Source organism: Gloeocapsopsis crepidinum LEGE 06123 (genome assembly GCF_015207655.1).
In the GTDB taxonomy this organism is placed as follows: Bacteria; Cyanobacteriota; Cyanobacteriia; order Cyanobacteriales; family Chroococcidiopsidaceae; genus Gloeocapsopsis; species Gloeocapsopsis crepidinum.
Window position 1 is genome coordinate 1 of the sequence record NZ_JADEWN010000057.1, and the last position, 17,878, is coordinate 17,878.

The window sequence follows — 17,878 nt, forward strand, 5'->3', positions numbered from 1 at the left end:
CCCCAACTACTGCATTCAGGGTTGATCTTCTCATTGCCACTGCACTCGATTTAATTAATCCCGTGCATTTGAAAAACTGGTTTACTCACTGTTGCTACTGTGCCTCATAAAACTGCAATAGGCTGTAACTTCCTTCTAGAAGTCCTGTTTCAGGATGTAATTATAGATAGGGGATAGGAAGGCGATCGCTTTTTTTAAATTGAGTATCAAAGTAACAGAATGCTGTAATACCTTTTTATTGAAATTACTTTGTACGTTAATTTACGGAAAAAATTTATCTAGTAATTTCTATCGATATCGTAGTTCTGCGGTGGAATATCAAAGCTTTGACTTGTTAAGACTGTACAGAGTAGTGAAGCAGTGCGTTATTGCGAATCCTAGATAGGGGAACTCATTACACATAGCTGCATAAGTTTATATTAATCACACTTGGCATAATTCCAAGTTCGTTTCGTGCTGCTCGTCATTTTGTTGAGGAAATAGTTTTTATTTTTAGCAGGAAAGCAGTCATGTCACGTCACAAGCAAGATAAAGCCATCCAGCGTTTCTTATCTCAGACGAACTTTAAACCTCAGTTACAGTGGTTTCTGCGTAGTTTAGTCGTCATCACTAAACAAAATAATCTTGCTGATGCTGGCTTTGTGTTGCCAACAGTCACTATGGTGTCAATGGTAGTTGTATTACTAACCACAGCGATAGTTTTTCGGTCTTTTGATCGCTCCAAAAACGCTACCTACGCCAGAGTCAATCAAGCTGTACTCAACGCTGCTAATCCTGCACTTGATCGCGCTAGAGCAAAATTAGATGCTTTATTTGCAGATCCTACACTACCAAGGGCAACGCCTTCTGATCTTGCTTTATACACTGCTCTGACAAATAACAGATATAGCTTCGGCGATGAAGAGCGTTTGAAACTGGTTAAAGATATTAATGGAGTTGCAGGTATTCAAACATCTCCCGATGTAATAGAAAATGATGATACCTTAAGAACTGCATGGAGATTTCCAGTCGATACAGATAATAACGGCAAGTTCGATAGCTATACTCTTTACGGTATTTACTTTCGTAGTCCCACTCGTGGCAGTGATGGGAAATTTAATAGAGCCAGAAATCCTCTAGAGGCAAGAACTCCACCAATGAGGGGTGGTAATATTGGTAATCAGTGTGCGAATGCTGCTGGTACTAGTGCTAGTTTGGTAGGTGACTCTAGTTGGTATAAATCTGGTGGCAAGCTGACTAAGAGTTTCTTTGTCTACACTGCGACTGTTCCAATTACTGAGCCTCCTCCTGATGATCCTGACAATAATAAGTACTATGAAAAAGGTAAGCAAAGCTTTTCTGCTTTAGAGTATCAGCAAGATCGAAGTCTTATACCTCTAAGTAATAATGCAGCTGTGTTTCAGGATGATCTTGAATTAACTCCTGGCTCGGCTTTCCGAATGAATGGTAGAGTCTTTACAAATGCTAACTTGCTCATTGGTGGACGCAATAGCACTGTAGTTAGGCTTTATCAAGTAAGTAGCAAAAATTCATGCTTTTATGAAGAAGAGAACAGTAAAATTACTGTTGGTGGTAATGTAGGAACTGGAAACGTTGCGGATACTTCAGACCAAAATGAGGTTACTGTTGATCTTTTCAAAGGTTTTGGCAATGATCCTGGTACTGCCACAATAAACAGTAGCAATAAATCTACAAATATTGAGGGTGGAGCACAAGTAGCATACAACGATGCTGCTTATAACAGACGGATTGCTGTAATGAAACGGACAGCACTTTCCTTACACGGAAACTATAGCTCTACAACAAATAAGATTGACCCACCACCAACAATCAGCAGCGTTAATGGAGTATCTCGGTATCCTCAAGCGGTGAAAGATGGATTTAAAGCCAAGATTCAAGCATCTGGAGGTAGTAGCTTAAATACGCAAGATGTTTTAGCACAAGAACTCGAAATTTACTTAAAGAATCGTACTCGGCGTGTTCCTTATTCTGAAATTGCAGCGCCTGATGGTACAGGTGCATTAGGTTCGTACGACAGTGATGGTGATGGCATTGATACATCCGTTTTTGCATCAGGTACGATTGATCCGCCTGATGCTTGGAGTGAAATTACAAATACCAGTCCTCTTTCTCTTACTACTGCTAAATTAGAACAGACTCAACCAGAGCAGCAAAAAAAAGATGGCAAGGAAACATATGTGGGTGATCGCATTCTTGTCGGCAATAACCTTCCTGCTTTCTGGAAAAAAGATGGCAAGTATGTTACTGGACGTAATGAAAAGCAGTTTCTTGGCACTACTATCAATTGGACAAGTCCAACTAATGAACCACGTTATCGTACTACTCAAGTAGTTCCTTTACCTGATATAGGAATATCTGACAGAAATGGTTTCTGGGAAGATGCTGCGGCTCAAGAACCACTAGGTAGCGCCAACACAGGCGGACTAAGGGTAATCACTGGAGCAGGAATTTATCGCAATGATTCATCTTCTTACACGGCTTTATCCACTTCTTCTTTCTTACCTAAGCCTATTACTCTAGATTCCGGTGGCACTATCCCAAATGCACCACGTTTAGCAGGTGAGTCTACAGCAACTCCATACAACTTGGTTTGGTCTGACTTGATGGCAATGACTGGCGGTGCGAATAGTCCTACTGCGCCACCGGACTTACGCATGAGAGCAACAGCTGTTTATCACTATAAAGGTAATGCGGGAACTAGTCAGACTCCGATCGCCTGTGTTAGCAGCTACTACGATCCAACAAACGCAACTTCAGCTAGGAATCCAACAGGTTTACCCGATGTTAGTGGTGTTATCAATGGAGCGCAGCCTGCAAATGGAAGATCGAATAATGGAGTAGTTTATCCTCCTCCCTACACTACTACTAGATTCGCGGCGATCGCAACTTATTTGCCAGAGTTAAAGGCTCAAGCAAAACTGATGTTTCCTAATGGACGCATTGTTAATGAACCATTGCAGCAAGCTTTACAAAAACTCAACACAAGCGGACAACTCGCAGATACGACTAAACCATTAAGCTTATCTGAAAATTCAGCAATTGATGCAGCAATTTGTGCGCTCAGAATTTTAACTGATAACATATTCACACCTAATAGCACTGTACTTCCTCATGGTGCAATTAAGGAAGCTACTTTCCTCGATGCCAGACAAGTAAGAGCAATCGATAAAACTCCAGCTAACTACGACTTAGAACTAGAGCAACGCCAACCCTTAGAAATTCGAGTAACTGATCTCAATATTGGTCAATTGGCTGCCAGATCGATTGGTTCCTCAACCAAGCAAGAGTATATCTTACCTAATAGCGGCATTATCTATGCGAGTCGCGATGATGCTTTAGCTGATTTAAGTGATACAAGTGTTGAACGAGAGTTACTTAGCCCTACTGATTTTAGACTTGATGCTACTCGTCGCCCAAATGGTATTCGCTTAATTAACAGCAGTAATTTAGCAAGAGAAAATAATTATAGAGAAGAAGAAAAGGGCTTAATTCTAGTCACTAATTTACCTGCTTACGTTAGAGGCAATTTTAATCTACACCAGCAGCCAGGATCGGGTACAGCTACTGAAGAGTTTGAAGAGACTCTAGATTCTAATTGGGGTAATTTTTATAATCGTGATAAACCTTTTAATAATAACTTTGCTTGTCGTCCTGGACAAACTGGTTGTGGTAGTAATGGCGATCAATGGCGTCCTGCAACGATAATTTCTGATGCAATTACTCTACTTTCTAATAGTTTTAGAGATGGTTTTCGCAGTGAAGGAGATTATGACCTAAATAATAACGCTGGTAGCTCTGCTACTCGCTCTCGTCTCCGCAATGGCTTTTGGAATAATAACTTTGTTACCAGTGCTTTTTGGTGGCTTGCAAGTAATACAAGCTCCAGTGTCTATCCGTACGATAAAACTACTGGCAGCCATGTTGGTTCTTATTTAACCAATGGAGTAACACCCATCCAACGGCGGGTTGATTTTCCTGAATATTTGATGGAATACTGCCCAAAAATACCTGTTTCTCAATGCCAACCTGCTGATTGGGTAATTAATTCTAGCGGTACAAAAGCGACTAGTGCTATTGGTCAAACCTTTAGTATTGCTACTCATCAAGCAGGCACAACAGCACAAGCTGCATCTTCTACACTACAACGTTATGCTCGCCGTGTTGCTTTTAAACGCAGATCTAATGGCACGCTTGAACTTAAGGAATGGAACAACAAGGCTACACCTATACCATTAGGAATCAACTCTAGTGGTAATATTGATGAATTTCCTTACGACACATACAGCGCCAAATCTCCAAGGATAGTAAAGAACGCTCTTTGGTTTAGGACAACAAATAATACAAGTGGCGAACCATATAATAACCCTAGTTACAGAACTGATAAACCGTTAGCATACATAGGCACTACTCGCATAATTTCACCCCCTACCCCTGAGATTCCAGGAATTCCTAGTCTCAATTTGCCTGAAGGAAATGCACCGTCTAACTACACAATTTGTACAAACGAAAATAAACAAGGATCTACCGAAAAGTTTTTGATTGAAAGACCTGGTGATATTGACTTAGATCGTTGTCCTAGTGCAACTTTAGCTCAAATAGCGGCAGTGCGTAACGCTTTAGTCAATACAACTACCTTTAATCCAAATTCTTCTGTGACAGATAATATTGTTGAACCTATACGAACTGGAACCTTTGGGGCATTTCCTGCTGCTGCTGGAACAACCACTATCTTTACGAGTAACCCTCTTGTACTATCTCAAGCAGCTATTAATGTTATTGACATAGGAGGAGACTTTAATACAAGTACCGCTTGTACAACTATTAAGCTTGTGGGTAATGAAAATTCAATATTTGTATTGAGAAAACCCTCAAATAGTCAACTGAGTTTTGGTGGTGGAAGTAGTCACTGTGGTATTCAAGTTCAATTAGAAGGAGTTGAGCCAAATAATGTAATTTGGGCAATAAATGCTAACGTCCATTGGAATGCAGTAGATCCTACTAAACCTCATAAAATGGTTGGTACTTTCATAACTGATTCTACTGGTAGTCCTAAATGGGAAACTGTAAACTTCGAGGATGGCGGTCGGATATTAGGACCTAACGGTGTTCCCTCAGCTCCGAACTTCGTTAATAGTAAAGTTTATGCGATCGCTTCCAATGGACAACCGTATTTAGTTCCAATATTACAAATTCATAGCCCCGAAGGAACTCCTTCTACTAGTAGCGATTCTTTACCAACTAATGGCAACTTAGAAAGCGAATGGCTATCAAGAGTAGCAGCAAACGCAACAATGAATGCTGTTTTTGTGTCAGGTAATAGTCCGAGTCGCCCAGCAGAAGAATCAGCAGGCTTGCATAACTTTGTGCGTTTTATCGAAACATGGCAGAATACTGCTCAAAGAACACTTAACATTAGAGGCAGTTTTATTCAATTTAAACGAACTGCCTATGCTACAGCACCTTTTGCAACTGTGTTAGTTAGTAAATCTGGAGCTAATGATGGCTCTCTTAGTATTTTTGGCTATATACCTACAGTCTACAAAGTTCAAAACGGTACACCTGTTAATGGTACTCTACCTTACTACAAAGCACCAACTTGGCAATGGGGTTTTGATGTAGCAATCTTATCTCAGTCACCCGATCTATTTGCTCAAAAATTCACTCAACAGCCTACAAACCCTCCTGATGAGTTTTTCAGACAAGTTGATCGCAATGATTCTTGGATTGAAACTCTGTTGTGTGCAGCGAAAGGATCTGGAACAAGCTACTCCTATGCGGTTGATCCAAGCGATCGCCCCACAAGTTGTCCATCTCTGAGTTCATATAACGACTAATAAAACATAGTTAGAACTTAAATTAGGTGGATAATAATGATTAAACGCAGAGTAAAGCAATATTTTAATCAAAACCAATCAGGTTTCACGATTATTGAGTCATTAATGGCTGTTATTGTAGTTGGCATCTTAATGAGTGCGATCGCTCCTGCAATTGCGCTTTCGGTTGCAACTAGAGTACAAGCAAGGCGAGTAGAATTAGCGACTCAAGCCGCAAGAACTTACATTGATGGTGTGAGAAGCGGTACAATTACTCCTCCTAGCACAACCGTTGAACGTAGTTCAACTCAATACTTTTTACACGACGTTAATCCTCCTACAGCCTCAGCAGAAGGTTTAGCAAGCTTGCATTGTGTAAGCCTCGATGAAACTTCAGGTTGTAGTAGTACTAGTTCTAAAGATTTAGTTATTCAAGCTGTTCGCAGTGTAACTTCAACATCGACTGATGCTGATAAAGGCTACCGTCTAGGTTTGAGAGTATATAGGGCTGATGGTTTCAGTGATAGTGGTTCTCTTAAAGCAAGTGACCGAAACACAAGACAAACTCAGATAACTTTTACTGGTGGGCTAGGCGATCGCAAAAAACCATTAGTGGAAATGACAACAGAAATTACCACAGCTAAAACGACATTTCAAGATTTCTGCGATCGCCTTGGTGGATGTTAGTCATGCAAACAGGGAAGCCATAACATGAGAAAATCACTAAAATTCTTATTCCAGCAATCTCATCAGAGTAGAAAGACAAGCGGCTTTACCCTAACTGAACTACTCGTGGGTATGCTAATGGCATCGCTAGTCATAACACCTTTGTTCTCGTTTGCTCTTAATATTATGGACAGCGATCGCAAAGAACAAGCGAAAGCAACTACCGAACAAGAAATTGAGTCAGCGCTTGACTACATTACTCAAGACTTAGAACAAGCAGTATACATTTATGATGCTGATGGCTTAGACAAAAACTCAACTGACACTCCTGTAGGAATTAAAAATCAAATTCCACCTGTATCTGCTACTGGCAATTGTGGAAGTACAACACCAACTTGTGTACCAGTTCTTGTGTTTTGGAAACGCGATCATCGACCAGGTATTCTTCCCGTATCTGGTAGCTCTGTCAAGGACGATACCTTTGTCTATTCCCTAGTTGCTTATTACTTAATTAAAGGCAATACTGGTACGCAGCCTTGGTCTAGCGCTGCTCGTATTGGAAGATTTGAAATTCGAGATGGTGTAAGAAATCCCACTTCACCTACAAACAGTGATGGTACACCTAACTTTATTACAAACGAATCTACTAGTGCAGGTTTTCAGTTATTTGACTTGAGTGTCACTGGTAGCAGCCTTAAAGAAAAGATGAATCGTTGGACAAAAGCAAGTGGTAGTTATACGACCAATGTTCTTACTTTAATTGATTATGTAGATCACAGTAACTTAACGCCACAGGCTTGCCCTACAGGTATGCAAAGAGTGCCCTCTGCAGCAACTTTACCAGGTGGATTTTATGCTTGTGTTGATTCAGCTGCAACTTCTGCACAAATATACATCAGAGGAAATGCATTAGCACGTTTAGGAAATAACACTACATTCAGTACAAATCAATCTGCTTATTTTCCAAGTGCAACAATTCAAGTAAAAGGACGCGGTTTTCTTGGAGTTGAATAAACTTAATTATATTGATGATGTTAAAGCGATCGCCACATAAACTAAATCAAGGATTCACCATGATAGAAATCCTAGTGGTGATATTAGTAATTGGCATACTAGCTGCGATCGCTGTTCCCAGTTGGCTAAATTTTCTAGATACTCGTCGCCTCAATATTGCCCAAGATCAACTTTACCAAGCTATGCGTGATGCTCAAAGAAACGCCAAAAGAGATAAATCAAATTGGCAAGCTAGCTTTAGGCAAGATAATGGAGTTGTTCAATGGGCTGTTCATCAAGTAAGCAGCACGCCCACTACAACAGATTGGCGAAGCTTAGATCAAAATGTTCGCATAGTTGCGACGCGACTTAACTCTACAGATCCTAATGACACTACATTATTCTTTGATAATACAAATAATCTTTGGAGAATTGTATTTAATCACAAAGCAAATCCAAATGGTCAAATAGGAAAAATTACACTATCTACTCGCAATAACAATCAACTAAAACGTTGTGTGATAGTCTCTACTTTGATAGGAGGTATGCGAACTGCTAAAGATAATAAGTGTTCTTCTAGTTAAGTTATTTTCTTACATAGCTATTGTGATATTTTAGGTAAGTCAATAAAGATGCTAAATATGATTGCAAATAATAAATTCTTGCAACGTAAATGAATGAACATCAACGGTTATCTAGCAAAATTACTCCAGCTATACAAGCTAGGATCGCCCAAGCAATTGAACGTCACCGTAAACTCGGAGAATCTATCGCCATCTGGCGCGATGGTAAAGTAGTTATTCTAGAAGCAGCGCAAATTCCGAAAATGTCAGTAGAACAACAGGAAACGACGGCTCCAGATTGATTTGGAGTGTTCTACAGTATATAAAGTTGAAGATGGCGATCGCTTATGCAAATTACATTACACTCTCACGTCGGGGAAGATGGAATTTTACATCTAGACGTTCCTGTAGGAATGACAGATGCTGACTTAGAAATTACACTGACAGTCCAAGCTGTAAAATCAGTACCAGAAGGTAGTTGGTCTCCTGGTTTTTTTGAAAAAACTTTTGGTGCTTGGGAAGGAGAACCCTTGGTACGAGAAGACCAAGGCGAATTTGAATCGCGGGAGTCATTCGATTGACTTACTTGCTGGACACTAATACTTATATTATTGGGTATATTAGTCGCCGTAGCTTACCTATTTTTCATCGATTGACTTCGCTTGCTCCAACCGAGGTGATCCTTTGCGATGTTGTTAAACTAGAACTTTACTACGGCGCTTATAAAAGTTCGCGTAGAGAAAGAAACTTGGAACTTTTGCAAGCCTTTTTTAGCGAGTTTATTAGTTTACCTTTTGATGGACGTGCAGCTAAAGTATCTGGTCAAATCCGCGCTAAACTTGCGGCACTGGGGACACCGATTGGTCCGTATGATATACAAATTGCTGCGATCGCACTAACAAATAATTTAACCTTAGTAACACATAATACCCGCGAATTTAGCAGAGTATCAGATTTAAATCTAGAAGATTGGGAAGTAGAATAAACTTAAAATTGCAGAATATAGCGATCGCTTATGCAAATTACATTATCTAGCAGCAAAATTTGAGCAATATCACATTATCCAAATTAGCGATCTTCATATAGACAAGTGGACAAGTGAAGAGCGTTTAAACCGTATTTTCCACTTAGTTAATTCTCAACTGAGCAACAGATGTTTCTCCCCAGGCTAGCGGCTACTATCAGTCAACTTGCATCCAAAGATCCAACTAAGTTGTATTAGATGAATTTGAGTTGCAATACGTGAACGAAGGCTGCTCGGTTGATCGTGCTATCGAAATGCTACCCAAGGTTGCTAGTTTTGTATATCGTTATTGTGCTAAGTTACAAGCAGCTTTAACTTTTGCTTTAAAAGTCTCTTGATCGTCATGTACTGACAGCAGTACGACATCACTTCGCAACGCTGCAATTTCCTTAATTACAGTTGCTCGATCGCGTCCTAATGTTACTTGGCTCTCTACATAACCAGGAATTTGGTCGTGAGTCAAGTACATTATCTCTGTTGAGTTCATAGCAGTTCTCCTTGCGTGTCAAGAATGTAGATTTGCTGGTAGTCTGCATCGCATGATTGTGTTGTTACGTAGAGAAATCCTCCTGTTATTTCCATTTTGCAGATATATCTCCGAGTCAATGATAAAACGGCTACTAAACTACACAATCTCTCCCATTGAAGTTCAGTCGGTATTTCAAACACTTCAATTAATTCTCTTACATATCACTAAACTCATTAAGTAACTCAGTTACACTCCAACCGCTGCCGTAGACTGATTCATCTAGATAGCTTTCTACCAAAGACTCTAGCTGTACCAATGGGGTGGGCTGTTCTATATCTAGTTCAATGTCATCAACATCGGTTTTGACCTGTTGCTCATCTTGAAAAACTGATTGAGGTTCTTCTGCTAGCTTTTTCAGTGGTTTACTAACTCTGATAATCTTGCCTGAAGTCATACGCTCCATTTTATTTTACTTGGGCTGATTTCGCCTTGCAAGTAGGCGATCGCATATTCCAATTGGATGAAAACATTAGAGGTTAATTCTTTTCATCAGTTGCGCGTTCTATTTTACCCAATCGGTAAGCAGTCAGTGGACTATTGCGAATATCTGCTTCTAGACGAGAGTTGAACTCCTCTAAGTCTAAAATGTGACTATCCATACGCTTAACGAGTTCGCGCAACTTGGAAACCGACTTGACTCTTGTCTCTAGGTTAGGAACTCTTGGTTGATTACTCATAGCAAATTCCAATTATTTTTGATCTCTTGAATGCTTGCTTTGATTGCGTCAATAGTAGCTTGTGCTTGCTCAATAAACAGAGTAAGTCAATCTAGAGTAGCATTAGAAGCCGCAGGTTGGGACTCATAAATTCGCCGCAGAGTTTAGAAAAACGAGAATAATACGTGTCTGCTCGTTCTATAAATATTGCGAATTTCATTTAATTCTGGAATCGTTTCCTCTTCGCCAAAGTGTTCAAAAAGTGCAAACTCTACAGCAGTTGCCTCGTCAATTTGTTCTAACAGTTGGATTTGTAGATTAAAAATAACTACAAGAGTTGCGTTCGGTAACTTTGCCATATACCGCGTGTATTTAAAAGCACAACAATAGTTTAGACTATCCCGTACTAGTAGCAACCGTAAACATTGAGTAAAAATACTCTGTAAAGATTTTGTATAAATGCGATCGCCCTCACAGCAGTTCTTCGTTAAACGCTACAATAACTGTGGTTTTCTTAAGCACTAATTGATACTATCCAATGTAAAGCTCAACCTACCAAATCGCCTTCACAACAAACTTGCTTTTCAATTCAGCGATAGAATATTTCAGCTTGTGGCAAGGAAGCAGTTATGTCAACTGGTAAGCACAACAATGCCATCCTAAATCAATTAAAGCATGGGCAGCGATTGCGCTCTTCTCAGCGCCAGAGACGATCGCAACTACAAAGACAATGGCTGCTACGTAGTCTAATCGTGATGCGGCAAAGGACTGCTACCTCAGGATTCGTCTTGCCTACAGTGGCAATGGTGTCGTTGGTGATTGTACTGCTGACGACTGCAATTTTAGTGCGATCGTTCGACCGATCGCGTACTGCAAGTAACTTGAGAGTGAGTGAAGCCGCTTTAAATGCTGCAACTCCTGCACTTGATCGCGCTAGAGCAAAAATTGATGCTTTACTGATCGATCAAACACTACCACAAGTCACGCCAACCGATACCGAACTAGAAAACGCCTTAAATCGTAACAGTTACACTCTTGGTGATGAAACTCGTTTAACACTTGCGCAGGATACTAATAATCGTAACCAAGGTAACACTCTAACAACGGCTTGGAAATTTCCTGTTGATACCGACGGTAATGGTAGATTTGATAGCTATACACTTTATGGCATTTATTTTCGCAGCGGTACCGCAGAAGAAGCACGAAATCCTTTGCAAGCACGAACGCCACCTATGCAGGGTGAGTTGTTGGGGAGAGAATGCGAAAATGTATTTGGTAATAGCGATCGCTCTTTAGGTGACTCTGGATGGTATCAAGCTGAGGGACAACTTAGTAAAAGCTTCTTTGTTTACACTGCAACTGTTCCTATTACAAACCCGCCAAATAATAACAGTTATGAAGCTTATCGTGGAAATCGCAGCTTCTATGCATTGGAATTTCAACAAGATCGCAGTCGCAACCCATTAAGAAATCATGCAGCGCTGTTTCAAAACGACTTAGAAATTACTCCTGATTCTACGTTTCGCTTAAATGGCAGAATTGCGACAAATGGTAACTTATTAGTCGGCAGTCAAAACAACACAACTACCCAACTTTATCAAGTTAGCAGTCAATATTCTTGTTTTTATAACGAAGAAAACGGCAAAATCACCGTCGGGGGAAATGTTGGTTTAGGAAATGCGGCGGATACAAGCGATCGCACAGCAGTAAATATCGATTTATTCAATGGATTTGGTAATAATCCCACAACAGTAGTACTCGATCGCAACATTAAATCGACAACGACTCAAGGTGGGACACAAGTTAGTTATAACGATGCGGCTTATAATCATCGAATTGCTTTGATGAAGCAGACAGCGTTAGATTATCACCCCAATTTTGAACGCCGCAACACAATAAATGAGATTCCGCCAACAGTAGAAAGTGTTGCATCTGTCAGACAGTATCCCTCAGAAGTTAAAGCAGGATTTGCAGCAGCGATCGCAGATAGTAACAATCAACGCGGAAGTAGTTTAAATGCTTGGGATGTCTTAGGCGAACAAATCGAGACTTATTTAAAATATATAACTCGTCGCGTACCTTATGCTGAAGTTGCGACAAGCGATCGCCGGAGTGCTTTAGAACAATATGATTTTGATAATGATGGCATTGATACCAGCGTGTTTACTCGCGATACTATTGAACCACCGCTAGAGTGGCGCGAACCGACACAAATAAACACTCAATTAACGCTAAATCAGTATAACTTACCGCAGACGCAACCAGAAAAACAGCGACAAGAAGGTAAAGAAAGTTATGTAGGCGATCGCATTGCTGTTGGTAATAATCTGCCGACTTTTTGGAAAAAGACAGGGAATTTCTTTTTAGGCTTTAATGAAAAGCAGTTGTTTGCTAACGGCGTCAATTGGAATAACCCGAATACTCAACCGCGTTATCGCACAACTCAAACATTACCGCTTCCTGATAGAAGGATACTCGAACGAAATGGATTTTGGGAAAATGCAGCTGCACAACAACTTTCGACAACCTTAACAGGTGCAGGTGGTTTACGGATTATTACAGGTGCAGGAATTTACGATCGCGCTGCTTCTTTTTTACCTGAACCGAAATTAGAAGAAGGTGTAACAGAACCACCAGCTTTTAGAACTCGTTCTTTTAGCAGCGATCGTAATATTGTTGTTTGGTCTGATTTGCTACCAATGACAGGTAATGCTGAAGATGGCAGCAAAAAAGGCGATCTTCAGATGCGGGCGACAGCAGTATATCATTACATAGATTCAAGGTATACCGGAACAGATTATGTTGAAAGAACTCCTACAGTGTGTATTAGTAGTTACTACGATCCTACAAGTGCAACGACTGCAAGGAATTTAGCTGATTTACCGGATGTTAGTGGGGTTATTGATGGCACGCAGCCTGCAAATGGTAGATCGAATAATGGTGTTGTTTATCCGTCTCCGTATAATGATAATGGTGGTCGAGAAGCCGCAATTAATCAGTATCGAGAACAACTTAATATTCAAGCAAGATTGATTTTTCCAAATGGGCGAGTTGCCAATCAACCATTGCGCGATGCTTTAGTTAAAATTGACGATAATCGAACGCGATCGCTAGCAGATAATTCAGCAATTGATACGGCAATTTGTGCGATTAGAATTTTAGATAATAGTCTTTCTCCTGTAGGAAATCCTATCATTCCGCATGGCGCGATTAAGGAAGCTACTTTTTTAGATGCTAGAGAAATCAAAGCTATTGATAAAGATGAATCATTAAGAAACTATGACTTAGAACTAGAAAAGCGCCAACCCTTAGAAGTTCGCGTCACTGATATTGATTTAGGTTTACTTGCAGAAACAGAAATTGGTAACGAGAGATCTCAAGAGTATCTATTACCTAATAGTGGCATTATCTATGCCAGCCGCGATGATGCCTTAGCAGATTTGAGTGACAGAAGTAGCGAAAAACTACTCAGCGCTACTGATTTTATTCTCGATCCAACTCGTCGCCCAAATGGAATTCGTTTAATCAATGGAAGTAATTTATCGAGAGAAGAGAATTACCGAGAAGTAGAAAAAGGCTTAACTTTTGTCACCAATTTACCTGCATACATCTTGGGGGACTTTAATTTACACCAACAGCCTATTACCCGAACTCCTACCGAAGAGTTTTTAGAACGGCTAACATCAAATTGGACGAATTTTTATACTCGTAATACAAGTTTTGATAGAAATTTCGCTTGTAGAAGAGGACAACCAGGTTGTGGAAATAATGGCGATCAATGGCGTCCTGCAACTATTGTTTCTGATGCAGTTACAGTATTATCTAATAGCTTTGTTGACGGGTTTCGGAATGATGGAGACTACGATCTAAATAATCATATTGGCAATTCAGTTACTACACAACGCAAGAAAGTTGGCTTTGTCGATAATAGCTTTGCTACTAGTGTTAATAGACAAACTGATAATAGAAGTAGAAATTCTTATTTAAATAATGGTGTGACTCCAATTCAACGCCGGACAACTTTTCCTGAGTACGTTATGGAAATTTGTCGTAAACTTCCTGTATCAGAATGTAAGCCCAATGATTGGGTAGTAGGATATGAAAATGATAGAAATCTAAAAGCTGCAAGTTTACCTGAAAGAGCAAAAGCTGCTAGCTTAATTGCAGGTACAACAGCTAGACCTGCACTCAATCCAGAAGATAGACGTTATCCACGGCGAATCGCATTTCAACGTAATGAATTAGGTACACTAGAACTCTCAGAATTTGGTAATATTTCTACTCCTATACCATTAGGAATTAATTCCTCTGATGAAGTTGATTTCTTTCCTTATAATACTTATAACACTAAGCGCCCGAAGCCAGTAAATAATGCTTTATGGTTTAGAACAACAAGCGATCCTGAGCAACCTGATAATGCGCCTAGTTATCAAAACGATCAGCCTTTAGCATATACACCAAATACTCAACTTATTTCACCTTCTACTCCTGATATTGGTGCTATCAATTTGAATTTACCAGAAAATAATCCTGTTTCTAGCTATACAATTTGTACAATGTCAGGTAGATACTTCAGGCAATACGAATTTATCAGCGGAGAAGTGCTGCAAATATTACCAAGTGAATGCGGAACAGATGTCCGAAACCAAATTCAAACGGCGTATCAAGATTTAAGAAATCTGAATCCAGACACGGATGTAACTGATGATATTGTCACAGCAATACAACAGGGGACTTTTGAAGCTGGAAGAGAAACAATTATCACTGCTAATGATAGCCAAATCATCAATGTTGCTGACATAAATGTCGAAAGAATACCTACTAATAATGTAGCTGCAACAACAATTAGATTAGTAGGTCAAGAAGACTCAATATTTATTATTAGAAATACTACAGGACAACTACAATTTGGTAGTGGAGGAAAAGATCATCATGGAGTAAATATAGAATTAGTCGGAGTTAGCCCTAATAATGTTTTTTGGGTTATTAATGGAAATTTAGTTGTCAATCAAGTTGCTGATGATAAACGACATTCGCTAGCAGGGACTTTCTTAAATAATGGCGCTAGCACTCCTACATTAAAAAATGTCGAAATTAATGGGCGTTTACTTGGATTTCGAGATCTACCTGAGAAAGGAGAAAACTTTACTGAAGGAAGTAAAATCACTGCAATCACTTCAGATGAACAACCCTTATTGATTCCTGTTTTGCAAGTTCATAGTCCTAATGGTTCCCCTAGGGGAAGTAACTTAGATCGCGGAAGCGCTGATCTGCAAGATGCGTGGTTGCAAACTCCAGAAAATGATACAACTGTCAATGCTGTATTTGTCTCAGGAAATAGCCCTAGTCGTCCAGGAGAAGAACCCGCAGGTTTACAAAATTTTGTCCGATTACTAGAAAATTGGCGTAACAGAACGTTAAATATCAAAGGTAGTTTTATTCAACTACATCGCAGTGCCTATGCTACAGCACCATTTGCCCCTATATTATCGAGTAAGTCTACAGCAAATGACGGCAGTTTAAGCGTTTTTGACTATAGATTTACGCAGTATAGAACGAATAATGGTCAATTTGGCGGTACGCTACCTTATTTCACTGCACCAAACCGACAATGGAGTTTTGATGTTGCACTTTTATCACAATCGCCAGATTTGTTCGCCCAAAAGTTCACGCAACCGCGCTTGACTTCAGCTAATGAATTTATTCGCGAAGTTAATCGCGACGATCCTTGGATTGAAACGTTGCTGTGTGCAGCAGAAGGTTCAGGTAATAATTATACTTACGCAGTGGATGAAAGCGATCGCCCCAGCAGTTGTCCTGCATTAAATGCTTACCAAGACACCCAAACTAACTTCACGCCATGATTTCTCGTTCACAAGATGGGTTCACAATCGTTGATGCTTTAGTCGCGATCGTCGTTGTCGGAATTTTGATGAGTGCGATCGCACCTGTCATGGTACTCTCTGTCGGCAACCGCGTACAAGCCCGTAGAGTAGAACTCGCAACTCAAGCAGCAAAAACCTATCTTGATGGTATTAGAAATGGCACAATTCTACCGCCTAATCACACCATCGTGTTGAACGAAGTTGATTCTACCAGTGCTACCCAACAATTCAACGCCCAGCGCGTTACCTTCAATGATGCTGCGGTTCCACCTGCTAGTAGTTTAGCAAATTGCACTCCCACAGCACCAGATTATCCATACTGTCAAAATTCTCCAAATTTGAGTTTGTACTGTATTGATTTTGATGAAGCAGCAGGTTGTAGTAGCAACAGTGTACGCGATTTAGTTGTTCAAGCATTTCGCAGCACCACGCCAACATCTACAGATGCTACAAAAGGTTATTTATTGGGTGTAAGAGTTTATCGTGCTGATGCTTTTAATGATAGTTTACCTCTTGTCAAAAGTGATGTGGATACCCGACGAACCCAAGCAACCTTTACCGCAGGATTAGGCGATCGCAAAGCCCCACTGATGGAAATCACCACCGAAATTAGTACTTCAGAAACACGATTACAAGATTTATGCGATCGCCTTGGTGGTTGTCAACTTTAGTAGGAATACGAATGGCGATGATAGGACAGCTATGCCATGATTAATTCACTTAAACTGCTGCGGTACATCCACACACGTTTTTATCCAAAACTAAATCGTGGCTTTACCTTAATTGAACTGCTAGTCGGTATTGTCCTAGCAGGGTTAGTGATTGCGCCATTAATGAATTTTATGCTCAACATTTTAGCAACACAACGCCAAGAGGAAGCAAAAGCTAATTCTGAACAAGAAATTCAATCAACAATTAATTATATTACACAAGATTTAAGGCAAGCAATTTATATCTATGATGCCGATGGTTTAAATAATACATCAACTAATATATCGCCAGGGATTAAAGATCAAATTCCTCCTTTAGCACCTGCACAAGGGTGTGATACTGATGCAGAATGTACTCCAGTTCTTGTTTTTTGGAAACGTGAATTTAAGCCAGAAGTTTTTTCACGCTGCACAAATGAATCAATTACCTGTTTGACTAGTACGAAACTTGATGATACTTTTGTTTACTCACTAGTCGCCTATTATTTAGTTGAAAATCCAGAAAATGAAACTAATTCTAATACAGCTCGGATCGCGCGATTTCAAATTAATGATGGTGTCAAAGATCCGAGAAATCCTAATAATTATATTGAATCACCGCATGATGGTTTTCAATTTTTTAATTTAAGAGTTCCTGGAGTAACTTTAAAAGATAAAATGAACCGCTGGCAGAAAGCTAATGAAAACTATACTCATAGCGTAGCTACACTCGTTGACTTTATTGACACAAGTGTTAGCACAAAGCAAAATTGTCCAGATAATACACAACAAGTTCCCGCTGTTGCAAGTGGTTTTTATGCTTGTATAGACTCAATAAACACAACAGCACAAGTTCACCTCAGAGGAAATGCGATCGCGCGGATTAGAAATGATGCAACGTGCGATCGCACTTCTGTATATTGCCCTAATGTTAGTGTGCAAGTCCAAGGGCGAGGATTACTAAGTCGTAATTAATAAAGAAATCAAGGCGCAGGGATTAGAGATTTCTCAGTTCATAATTACTTATTCTTAGCTATTA

At 39.9% G+C, this 17,878-nt stretch carries 14 protein-coding genes; 10 read left to right on the forward strand and 4 right to left on the reverse strand.

Annotated features, from left to right (window positions below; genetic code table 11):
• Positions 1-509 precede the first annotated feature (509 nt).
• The 7 genes from hpsA (IQ230_RS19505) to IQ230_RS19535 all read left to right on the forward strand — a co-directional run bounded on the left by hpsA (IQ230_RS19505) (position 510) and on the right by IQ230_RS19535 (position 9,041).
• A complete protein-coding gene (gene hpsA, locus IQ230_RS19505) occupies positions 510-5,855 on the forward strand; it encodes a hormogonium polysaccharide biosynthesis protein HpsA (RefSeq protein WP_193933921.1) in 5,346 nt (1,781 codons plus the stop codon).
• Between the two features lie 36 nt (positions 5,856-5,891).
• Positions 5,892-6,521, forward strand: coding sequence for a hormogonium polysaccharide secretion pseudopilin HpsB (gene hpsB, locus IQ230_RS19510; protein WP_193933922.1), 630 nt, complete (start codon positions 5,892-5,894; stop codon positions 6,519-6,521).
• A 24-nt stretch (positions 6,522-6,545) separates the two neighbouring features.
• Positions 6,546-7,514, forward strand: coding sequence for a hormogonium polysaccharide secretion pseudopilin HpsC (hpsC, locus tag IQ230_RS19515; protein WP_193933923.1), 969 nt, complete (start codon positions 6,546-6,548; stop codon positions 7,512-7,514).
• 17 nt (positions 7,515-7,531) lie between these two features.
• Complete coding sequence (locus tag IQ230_RS19520) at positions 7,532-8,077, forward strand: type IV pilin protein (protein ID WP_265576240.1); 546 nt, start codon at positions 7,532-7,534, stop codon at positions 8,075-8,077.
• An 89-nt stretch (positions 8,078-8,166) separates the two neighbouring features.
• Positions 8,167-8,358, forward strand: a complete 192-nt coding sequence (locus IQ230_RS19525) for a hypothetical protein (RefSeq protein ID WP_193933924.1) — start codon at positions 8,167-8,169, stop codon at positions 8,356-8,358.
• Positions 8,359-8,403: 45 nt separating this feature from the next.
• Positions 8,404-8,637: a hypothetical protein gene (locus tag IQ230_RS19530; protein WP_193933925.1), complete on the forward strand. Its 234-nt coding sequence runs from the start codon at positions 8,404-8,406 to the stop codon at positions 8,635-8,637.
• The gene (locus tag IQ230_RS19535) at positions 8,634-9,041 is read left to right on the forward strand and encodes a type II toxin-antitoxin system VapC family toxin (RefSeq protein WP_193933926.1); all 408 of its coding nucleotides are present in this window, start codon (positions 8,634-8,636) and stop codon (positions 9,039-9,041) included. The genes IQ230_RS19530 and IQ230_RS19535 overlap by 4 nt, the downstream gene beginning before the upstream one ends.
• Positions 9,042-9,366: 325 nt before the next feature.
• Here the strand turns inward: IQ230_RS19535 and IQ230_RS19540 are convergent, their stop codons facing one another.
• From IQ230_RS19540 to IQ230_RS26895, 4 genes are all read right to left on the reverse strand, one after another.
• Positions 9,367-9,567 (reverse strand): hypothetical protein, encoded by a 201-nt coding sequence (locus tag IQ230_RS19540; RefSeq protein WP_193933927.1) that lies wholly within the window; start codon positions 9,565-9,567, stop codon positions 9,367-9,369.
• 196 nt (positions 9,568-9,763) lie between these two features.
• Entirely contained in the window at positions 9,764-10,012 is a 249-nt protein-coding gene (locus tag IQ230_RS19545; protein ID WP_228055157.1) for a hypothetical protein, read from the reverse strand.
• A 73-nt stretch (positions 10,013-10,085) separates the two neighbouring features.
• Complete coding sequence (locus IQ230_RS19550) at positions 10,086-10,286, reverse strand: hypothetical protein (protein WP_193933928.1); 201 nt, start codon at positions 10,284-10,286, stop codon at positions 10,086-10,088.
• Between the two features lie 143 nt (positions 10,287-10,429).
• Positions 10,430-10,624 carry a hypothetical protein gene (locus IQ230_RS26895; protein WP_228055158.1) on the reverse strand — a complete coding sequence of 65 codons (195 nt, stop codon included), beginning with the start codon at positions 10,622-10,624 and terminating at the stop codon, positions 10,430-10,432.
• A 270-nt stretch (positions 10,625-10,894) separates the two neighbouring features.
• Here IQ230_RS26895 and hpsA (IQ230_RS19560) point away from each other — a divergent pair, with 270 nt between their 5' ends.
• The 3 genes from hpsA (IQ230_RS19560) to hpsC (IQ230_RS19570) are packed head-to-tail and all read left to right on the forward strand — an operon-like array spanning position 10,895 to position 17,814.
• Complete coding sequence (gene hpsA, locus IQ230_RS19560; RefSeq protein ID WP_193933929.1) at positions 10,895-16,129, forward strand: hormogonium polysaccharide biosynthesis protein HpsA; 5,235 nt, start codon at positions 10,895-10,897, stop codon at positions 16,127-16,129.
• Positions 16,126-16,821, forward strand: a complete 696-nt coding sequence (gene hpsB / locus IQ230_RS19565) for a hormogonium polysaccharide secretion pseudopilin HpsB (RefSeq protein WP_193933930.1) — start codon at positions 16,126-16,128, stop codon at positions 16,819-16,821. The genes hpsA (IQ230_RS19560) and hpsB (IQ230_RS19565) overlap by 4 nt, the downstream gene beginning before the upstream one ends.
• 36 nt (positions 16,822-16,857) lie before the next feature.
• Complete coding sequence (gene hpsC / locus IQ230_RS19570; protein ID WP_193933931.1) at positions 16,858-17,814, forward strand: hormogonium polysaccharide secretion pseudopilin HpsC; 957 nt, start codon at positions 16,858-16,860, stop codon at positions 17,812-17,814.
• Positions 17,815-17,878: the final 64 nt, after the last annotated feature.